Origin of the sequence: Oceanobacillus sp. HCA-5259 (assembly GCF_037892815.1) — a bacterium.
Taxonomy (GTDB): domain Bacteria; phylum Bacillota; class Bacilli; order Bacillales; family Amphibacillaceae; genus Oceanobacillus; species Oceanobacillus indicireducens.
In genome coordinates this window covers 21905-28791 of record NZ_JBBKBV010000044.1, presented here as the reverse complement: position 1 = coordinate 28791, position 6887 = coordinate 21905, and the positions used below count along the sequence as shown (strand labels likewise).

Sequence of the window (6887 nt, the reverse complement as noted above, 5' to 3'; positions counted from 1 at the left end):
GTTATATCAAGGTGTACCTGCCTAGTTTGAGCTGCGAAAATTGAGTCTCTAATACAAGGCAATTAGTCGTTATTTTTGAATTTTCAATTCTATCACATAATATATTTTTGAAGTTTGGCGAAACAAGAGTAGTTGGGTGGATGTTTAAAAACAAGTGAGTGTCTGAGGTAGTTTTATCTACGTAATCGTTAAAAGTCTGTATCGCCGTATTAATTGAGTATAAATCCAATTCAAATATCTTTTTTAAATTTATTGCTGTATTAAATAGTGATTCTGGATTTTTAGTACAGCTTGATCGTAATAAACCCTCATATCCTAAGATTTTAGAATCGTGAATATCGGTTATGAGCTGAAAAATGATGGTACAAACTATTATCCAACATATGTTGAAATTGATCCTTTTCATTAATATTCAATTATTCATACTCCCTACTATAAAACTTAATGTCACTTTTTATCGGAATTTGGAAAATGAATTCCAACATTAAATAATCATATCATATTGAATTTTTATTTTCAAATGTTTTTATAGGCTATTCGAACCATTAATACATCAAGTTAATAGATCTTTAATATCCTTTAACAAATCGAATCAATGTTTGTTCCCTTAATTCCATTCCTTCCGTATACCAGTCTCGAATTGGGAGTGTTATTTCCGCTCCCTTCGAATTAAACTCCTCTCCAACCCAGCATGTATAAAATTCAAAAAACTCGCCCACGTCTAAATAGGAATCCATCATCTCGCATACTTGATGCAAACCAGTTTTGTTTTCTTCATAAAATTTTTCATCCTGATAAGGTGATAGTTCCATTCCCCAACTATTAAACGTTACTTCATATACATATGTCGTGGAAAACTGCGCTTCTTTTACTTCATCTAAACTTCCTTCATCAGAGAAACTCGGACCAACAAAAATTTTACCCTCCACAGGTTCTTCCTCATATCCCTTTTCTTCAATGGATACATTACTACCAATGTAACTTGTTAGACTCATCGTTTGTTCACCTCATAGCAAATCCTGATATTTTCGTTTACCATATAAAATCCGCATAATGATTACTTGTTTCAGCTGCTCATCTACAACATAAAAGATGATATAAGAACCAACAATAATTCTTCTATATCCTTTCAATTGTAGATATTCATCCACAAGTCGACTACCTGAATTCGGAAATTCCTTCAATTGCCTGATATTATTTTCTATCCGTTCTAATAAATCTGTTACAATGGTCCGGTTAAAAGCTCGCGGTCAATACTCAGGCTCAATTATATTAACAGTTTTCCATGTTGCTCATCTTCTAGTGAGATGTACTAAATTAATATACCCGATTTAAAAAAATCTACACCAATCAGAACTAAACGAGCATTCCAATGGTCTCCTATGAAAATATCTTTATGCTTTCAATAAAGGATTGTACGTTCGTCATTTGTTTAAAAAATTATATATTCATGATAAAATAGAAATACAGCTGAAAGTTTTATGAGTAGGTGGTTGTCATATGTTCCTTTTCCTTTAATTAGGGAAAGGAGGTGATAATCATGGAGACATTCTTGGAGTTTTTAAAAGAAGTGTTGAAAGGGGATTGTGCGTGCAATTAGTGCATATCTTTTTCAAAAAAACTTTTTAAACAAAGAGAAAACCGCCCGTCGCCGTAGGAAGCAGGGTGGTTCTCAAACAAAGAAATATTTTTTGACAACCACCACCTGTACGGCTGAGGCTGCGGAGAGTAGTGTTGACGCACTTCTCTTTTTTACTATCTATATTCATTTTACCTTAATTCATGCAAAAATCAATGTACTTATTGGCATTCCATTGTTAAATGATGCTATTTAACTCAACAAACAATTCATTTATTTAAATATATCTTAGGCTGACTAGTACATTTCTTGTTTCGGCTTTTTCGATAATGACTTTTCGGTATCAATTACCTCTATTATCTGAGATATAAAAGCTCTTTTATCTTTTCTTCTTTCCAAAAGGACATAGCCATTAAATTAAAAACAATAGTGACAGCAATTAATATAAGAAGATTTATGGGCTCTTCCGCATAATAATCTGCCTCTTTTATGATAAAAAACATCCCCACACTAATAGCAATATTTGTATAAAACCATGCAAACAAATAGGTAATTAATAAAATAACTAATAGAAAAGCGATACCTAAATAATTAGACTTTCTATGTTCTAGAAAATCCTCCCATGTAAAAGTATGATTCACAGAAAGGACCAAAGCAATGACTAAAAGCACAGTGATCACTCGACCAATAATGAGTATTTTCCCAATAGGGACGGATGTTTTTCTACGTCCTTCTCTAACTCGTTTTTTTATTTTCTCAGGGTAGTACTTTTGTATGATTCGCGTTCTTGGAAAAATATTAGATTCTTTCACGTTTTTATGATATGAAGGTCTTATCCCAGCAGCATATTCCTCTTGGTATACGGCATAATAATGCCTTTCAAAATCTACTGCATAATAGGTTAGCGTAAAAGATATTGGGATGTATTTATGTCTTAAAACAATTACTCTTGAATCACGTGCGAGATTTCGATGGCTCCTATACATGTGGTTATCGAATTTGGTAAAGAGAATAGAAAAATCTTTTGATAGCTCTTTTATTCTATTTTCATATTCCTCTATGTTTAACCATAGGTCAAAGAAGTAATAAAAATATTGGTGAACTTTTATTTCAAAGTATTTATTTGTAAAAGCATAGATGATACTTATTGCAAACAATGTAAAAAGGTTAAGAAAAGAATGTTTTTCAAGAGTTTCAAGACCAATAGAATTAAGTTCAGGCATGTTTTTCGTAAACATCATGAAAAAAGTTGCTATAAAAAATTGCCAATAAATAACCTTTAAAAATGTTTTAATCCAGTTATTAAAAAGAAGACTTGTTACACTGACACTCCGATCTCTAACCATAAATTTCTTATGCATTAAATATGAATATGTGAAGAATATTGCTATTATTGCAAGAATGCCTACTGGTATTCCAATAAAACGAAAATAAAACGAAAAATAACCATGATAATACGCTTCAAGAAAAGGAACCGTAACAAGGTACCAAGCTAGGACCGTTACAGATAGTTTTAGAGTGATTAAATAAAGCAAATAAATAACACTCTTTTTCTTCTTATAACTGGTCATATATGTAGAGAAAGGCAGAAAATATTCTATGATCTTGCTATTAAAAATAAAAAATGACAAAAAGAATGACATAAATGACTTCATATAATCGCTCCTGAAAAATTTTACGTTGTAATGTATTATAATTTTATAGTTTAGTTAATTTCACAATCCCGAATTGACACCATTAAGATACAACATCTAGTTGTCTTGGATCGTTCACAACTATATGTTGAGTTGATATGGCTCATAAATGTAATTATGAAATTGACTCGGTTGTTTATACTTTATTGTTCCTCTGCCAATTGGAATACCTAAGCCAATAAATGCAATTGATAAAAATAACGTTACAAAATCATCATTCCAGTTAAACTGTCCAACATTCTACTAATTAATAGATAAAAAAAACTTGAAATCCTTTGTTAATTTTTTTAAGATAATCTGTTCTATAATTTCTACAAGATTATCAAAAGTATTTTTATTGATAGTTTTTCCGAGCTTGATCAATATCTCTTTTTATTTCATCTACCAAACTCTGAGGTGATAATATTCTTACATGAAGGGAAAATTGCAATGCCCATTTTTTCATAGCTATTCTATTCACCATAACCCTAGCTGTTACTTCATCCTCTGTTTGATCGGAGAAAGTTATATTTTCTGTACCGAACCAATCGATAAATTTATTGATGAAATATTTGTTAAATCTTAAACGTACGGAAACAGATTCGCCTGTAAACATATAAATATGCTCTGTCATATGTTTTGGCAGATTTAGCCCCTGTTCGAGCCCTTTTACTTCTTCCATCGGTTTATGTTTTCCCTTAAGCTTTTCAATGTTTGTAATCCGATCCAATCGATAGTGAGAGATGTTATCATACCGATCATTGTTACAAATTAAATAATAGCGCCCATTTGCCGCCACCAATTGATAAGGATTAATCAGATATTTTCTCGGAACACCATCTTGATCTGTTTGCGACTCTAAAACTAATCGTGCCCCCTGATCAATTCTTTTTGCGTTAATCGATGATTTTCATCTGTATGTTGTTGCAAAATTTTTAATAAAACTAAAATAAGTATTTTTTCTTGATTGTACACGCACACTACAGCCTCATATGTCATTAGATATTTTCGTTGGATGAAAAGATTTAAAAAAACGCTTAGCAGGTTATTCCTCCCACGCGAACACTCTTTTCCGTTAGTTAGTCAGTGCCGCGCCCCGTCATAACTTCCTTAAGTAATGGCGCTTATATATAAAACGGGATAATTTATGAGTAATTATGACTTTCTGGGAATTTGCCCCCTACCTTTGAGGTCCGATACTTCATTGCAACCACCTCAAAGTTTATAATATCTTCCACTCTTCTCTTCCTCTTCAATAATGCTCATCAATTTTTCTTTGTATGCTGGTTTCAGAATATATTTAATGAAGTGTTCTAAGTCTACAACTTCTGCAGCTAACTCTCTCATCACCTTATTCGCGGCATCTCGATACTCACCAGATAATCCTGTATGTAACATGAATTCTCCCAAGTCGTTTTCATAGATATTAGAACTAAGTGTAATCTCCACTTTCTTTTTTCCATCCATTATGAACAATACTGGTTCAATACTCATATTTCCTGGATATATGATCACTTCAATATCTTCTACCTGTCCGAATTTACAGAAGTAGAAGTTTGACATCTCTATCATCTCCGTGTTATTTATTTCACTTCTTGCCTGATACCTCTTTTCTTACTGAACCAATTTTATAGAATCATATTAAACCTGATTTTTTAAGTAATCATATATCTCTTCAGCCGGCCACATACATTCTTCTATGGTAAACTCTGTATTAAAGGACCGAGTAAATTCCTTAGCTATAATATCTGCAATTTCTTTCTTTGACATGTCATGCTCGATTTTTTCTGCTATTCTGCTAGATTCTCCATCATATTCATCATATGGTGCGTCAACGCCTGGACATAAAACATATGGATCAAAGCCGTCAATCGCCATTTTCACCTTTGCTTCTAGGGATACCTTTTCAACAAAAGGGCCACCATAAGGCATACGTGATGATGACAGGAATTCTTTGTATTCTTCACGATCCATTTCATCGATCATCTCTCCTGCTTTACGCTCTGCTTCCTCAACATCTTCTACCTCTACTACGATTTTTTTCTCCAATCTCATCCTTACTAATACTTCAACTTTTTTCATAGTCATTCCTCCCGCTATGTAAATGTCAAGCTTTTTCTTCATATCCTAAAGATAAAGCTAGAGTATTCTATGATCTCCTTTTGAATAAAAGGAGATTTTCTTATTTATCTTAACTTCTCTACACATTTGATTATATAATAAGTAATGGGTCATATTTGGCGCATAAGAATCTTATTCCTATATTTTTAAGTTAATTTTCTTACATAACTTTTCAATCAATCCGATCATAATTATATTTTCCTAGTTTTCCATCATTTAGGGCATCATCCAATGTATTTTCAACATCTGCAGATTTTAGATGTGGTTGAAGGGGCCATAATAACTTAACATAATTATCATGTACATCTAATACTCTTACATCAGCTCTTAGTTCTTCATTTATAAATTTATATATCCCTTTCTTATCCATACTATTAAAGTATATTTCAACCTCATGTAGTTTTTCTGCGTAATAATCTTCCTCATCTGCTTTGACTTTACAACTTCTTGTACACTCATCTTTCCCTCGTTTTTCACTGATATCTCTTATTTCTTCTTTTTTCTCTGCTAATGCTAGTCCATTCTTAAATCTACTTACGTTAGAGAATCTGTAACTCAGTAGTTGGTTGATAAATTCTATTAATTTGTTGTCTATTATTTCATCCCGATCATTTATGTAAAAATCGACTAAATTGTTCTCTGCCAATGGATGATATGATTTTACAGCTGCTACATTAAATTCCGAAAATTCCGATACCCCTTTGTATATATTGGCTATTATCTCATTACCTTCATCATCTATGTATCCCCATAAACCATTCCGCAAAAATGGATGTAACTTTGAATTTGGTGAAATGATAACCTTGTCATAGTTCAATCCCGTGATAATTTCTCCCTGGGAATTTATCAATGCCTCTTTTTCATTCACTCTAAATTTAGTAATCTTACTATCTCCTTTAAATTCCGCCAATTCACATCCATGTTTCAAGATAAGTACCGGCATACTTGTTGCATCCATCAGACCATACCTTCCATCAAATTCCTGCGTTTTCGCAAGTCCAGACGCAGCAAATCCACTTGCATATTTGAATGTGTGGTCGACTGCTTTATTTCCATCTTCGTGTATGAATGTATACTCTCCATTTCTCGATACTGCTGCAAAGCCAAATCTAAAGGTAGATCCAGATTCATAGATTGGATGTATGACAAAGTTATCGTGCTTGTCAATATACCCTCCTAAGCCATTTTCACGTAGAACAAAAGCTAATCCATTCTCAGAAAATGGAAAGACTTTTTTATACTTTAAAGGGATGACCAATTTACCAGTCTCATCTATATAGCCATATTTACCATCCCTTCCCACTTGGCATAGACCATTACTTGGATAATATATTGTATCAACTTCTATTTCTGGTTCGATTACTATTTTTCCTGCTGTATTGATGATACATACTTTTCCATGTTTAGCTTTTAACATGTTGTCTTTATCCATAAGTTTACCCTCTCCTAGTCTATCGTAGATTCGTATGATCATGGTCCCTCTATAGCATTCAGTACAATGAAACACCCTGAAT

General features: G+C 32.6%; 9 protein-coding genes. 1 reads left to right on the top strand and 8 read right to left on the bottom strand.

What is annotated here, in order from left to right; translation table 11 throughout:
- Position 1 precedes the first annotated feature (1 nt).
- The 3 genes from WKU33_RS19145 to WKU33_RS16975 form a co-directional block, all read right to left on the bottom strand.
- A complete protein-coding gene (locus tag WKU33_RS19145) occupies positions 2-406 on the bottom strand; it encodes an EAL domain-containing protein (protein WP_369010274.1) in 405 nt (134 codons plus the stop codon).
- 163 nt (positions 407-569) lie between these two features.
- Positions 570-995, bottom strand: a complete 426-nt coding sequence (locus WKU33_RS16980; protein WP_340455717.1) for a hypothetical protein — start codon at positions 993-995, stop codon at positions 570-572.
- Between the two features lie 12 nt (positions 996-1007).
- Positions 1008-1229 (bottom strand): type II toxin-antitoxin system RelE/ParE family toxin, encoded by a 222-nt coding sequence (locus tag WKU33_RS16975; RefSeq protein WP_340455720.1) that lies wholly within the window; start codon positions 1227-1229, stop codon positions 1008-1010.
- Between the two features lie 357 nt (positions 1230-1586).
- Here WKU33_RS16975 and WKU33_RS16970 point away from each other — a divergent pair, with 357 nt between their 5' ends.
- On the top strand, positions 1587-1835 hold the full coding sequence (locus WKU33_RS16970) for a hypothetical protein (protein WP_340455716.1): 249 nt from the start codon (positions 1587-1589) through the stop codon (positions 1833-1835).
- 100 nt (positions 1836-1935) lie between these two features.
- Here the strand turns inward: WKU33_RS16970 and WKU33_RS16965 are convergent, their stop codons facing one another.
- The 5 genes from WKU33_RS16965 to WKU33_RS16945 form a co-directional block, all read right to left on the bottom strand.
- Positions 1936-3234 (bottom strand): hypothetical protein, encoded by a 1299-nt coding sequence (locus tag WKU33_RS16965; RefSeq protein ID WP_340455715.1) that lies wholly within the window; start codon positions 3232-3234, stop codon positions 1936-1938.
- A 373-nt stretch (positions 3235-3607) separates the two neighbouring features.
- Positions 3608-4138 (bottom strand): helix-turn-helix transcriptional regulator, encoded by a 531-nt coding sequence (locus WKU33_RS16960; protein WP_235764060.1) that lies wholly within the window; start codon positions 4136-4138, stop codon positions 3608-3610.
- Positions 4139-4467: 329 nt separating this feature from the next.
- Complete coding sequence (locus WKU33_RS16955; protein ID WP_235764052.1) at positions 4468-4815, bottom strand: hypothetical protein; 348 nt, start codon at positions 4813-4815, stop codon at positions 4468-4470.
- 78 nt (positions 4816-4893) lie between these two features.
- Positions 4894-5376, bottom strand: coding sequence for a hypothetical protein (locus WKU33_RS16950; protein ID WP_340455713.1), 483 nt, complete (start codon positions 5374-5376; stop codon positions 4894-4896).
- A 169-nt stretch (positions 5377-5545) separates the two neighbouring features.
- Positions 5546-6805 carry a WG repeat-containing protein gene (locus WKU33_RS16945; protein WP_340455712.1) on the bottom strand — a complete coding sequence of 420 codons (1260 nt, stop codon included), beginning with the start codon at positions 6803-6805 and terminating at the stop codon, positions 5546-5548.
- Between the last annotated feature and the right edge of the window lie 82 nt (positions 6806-6887).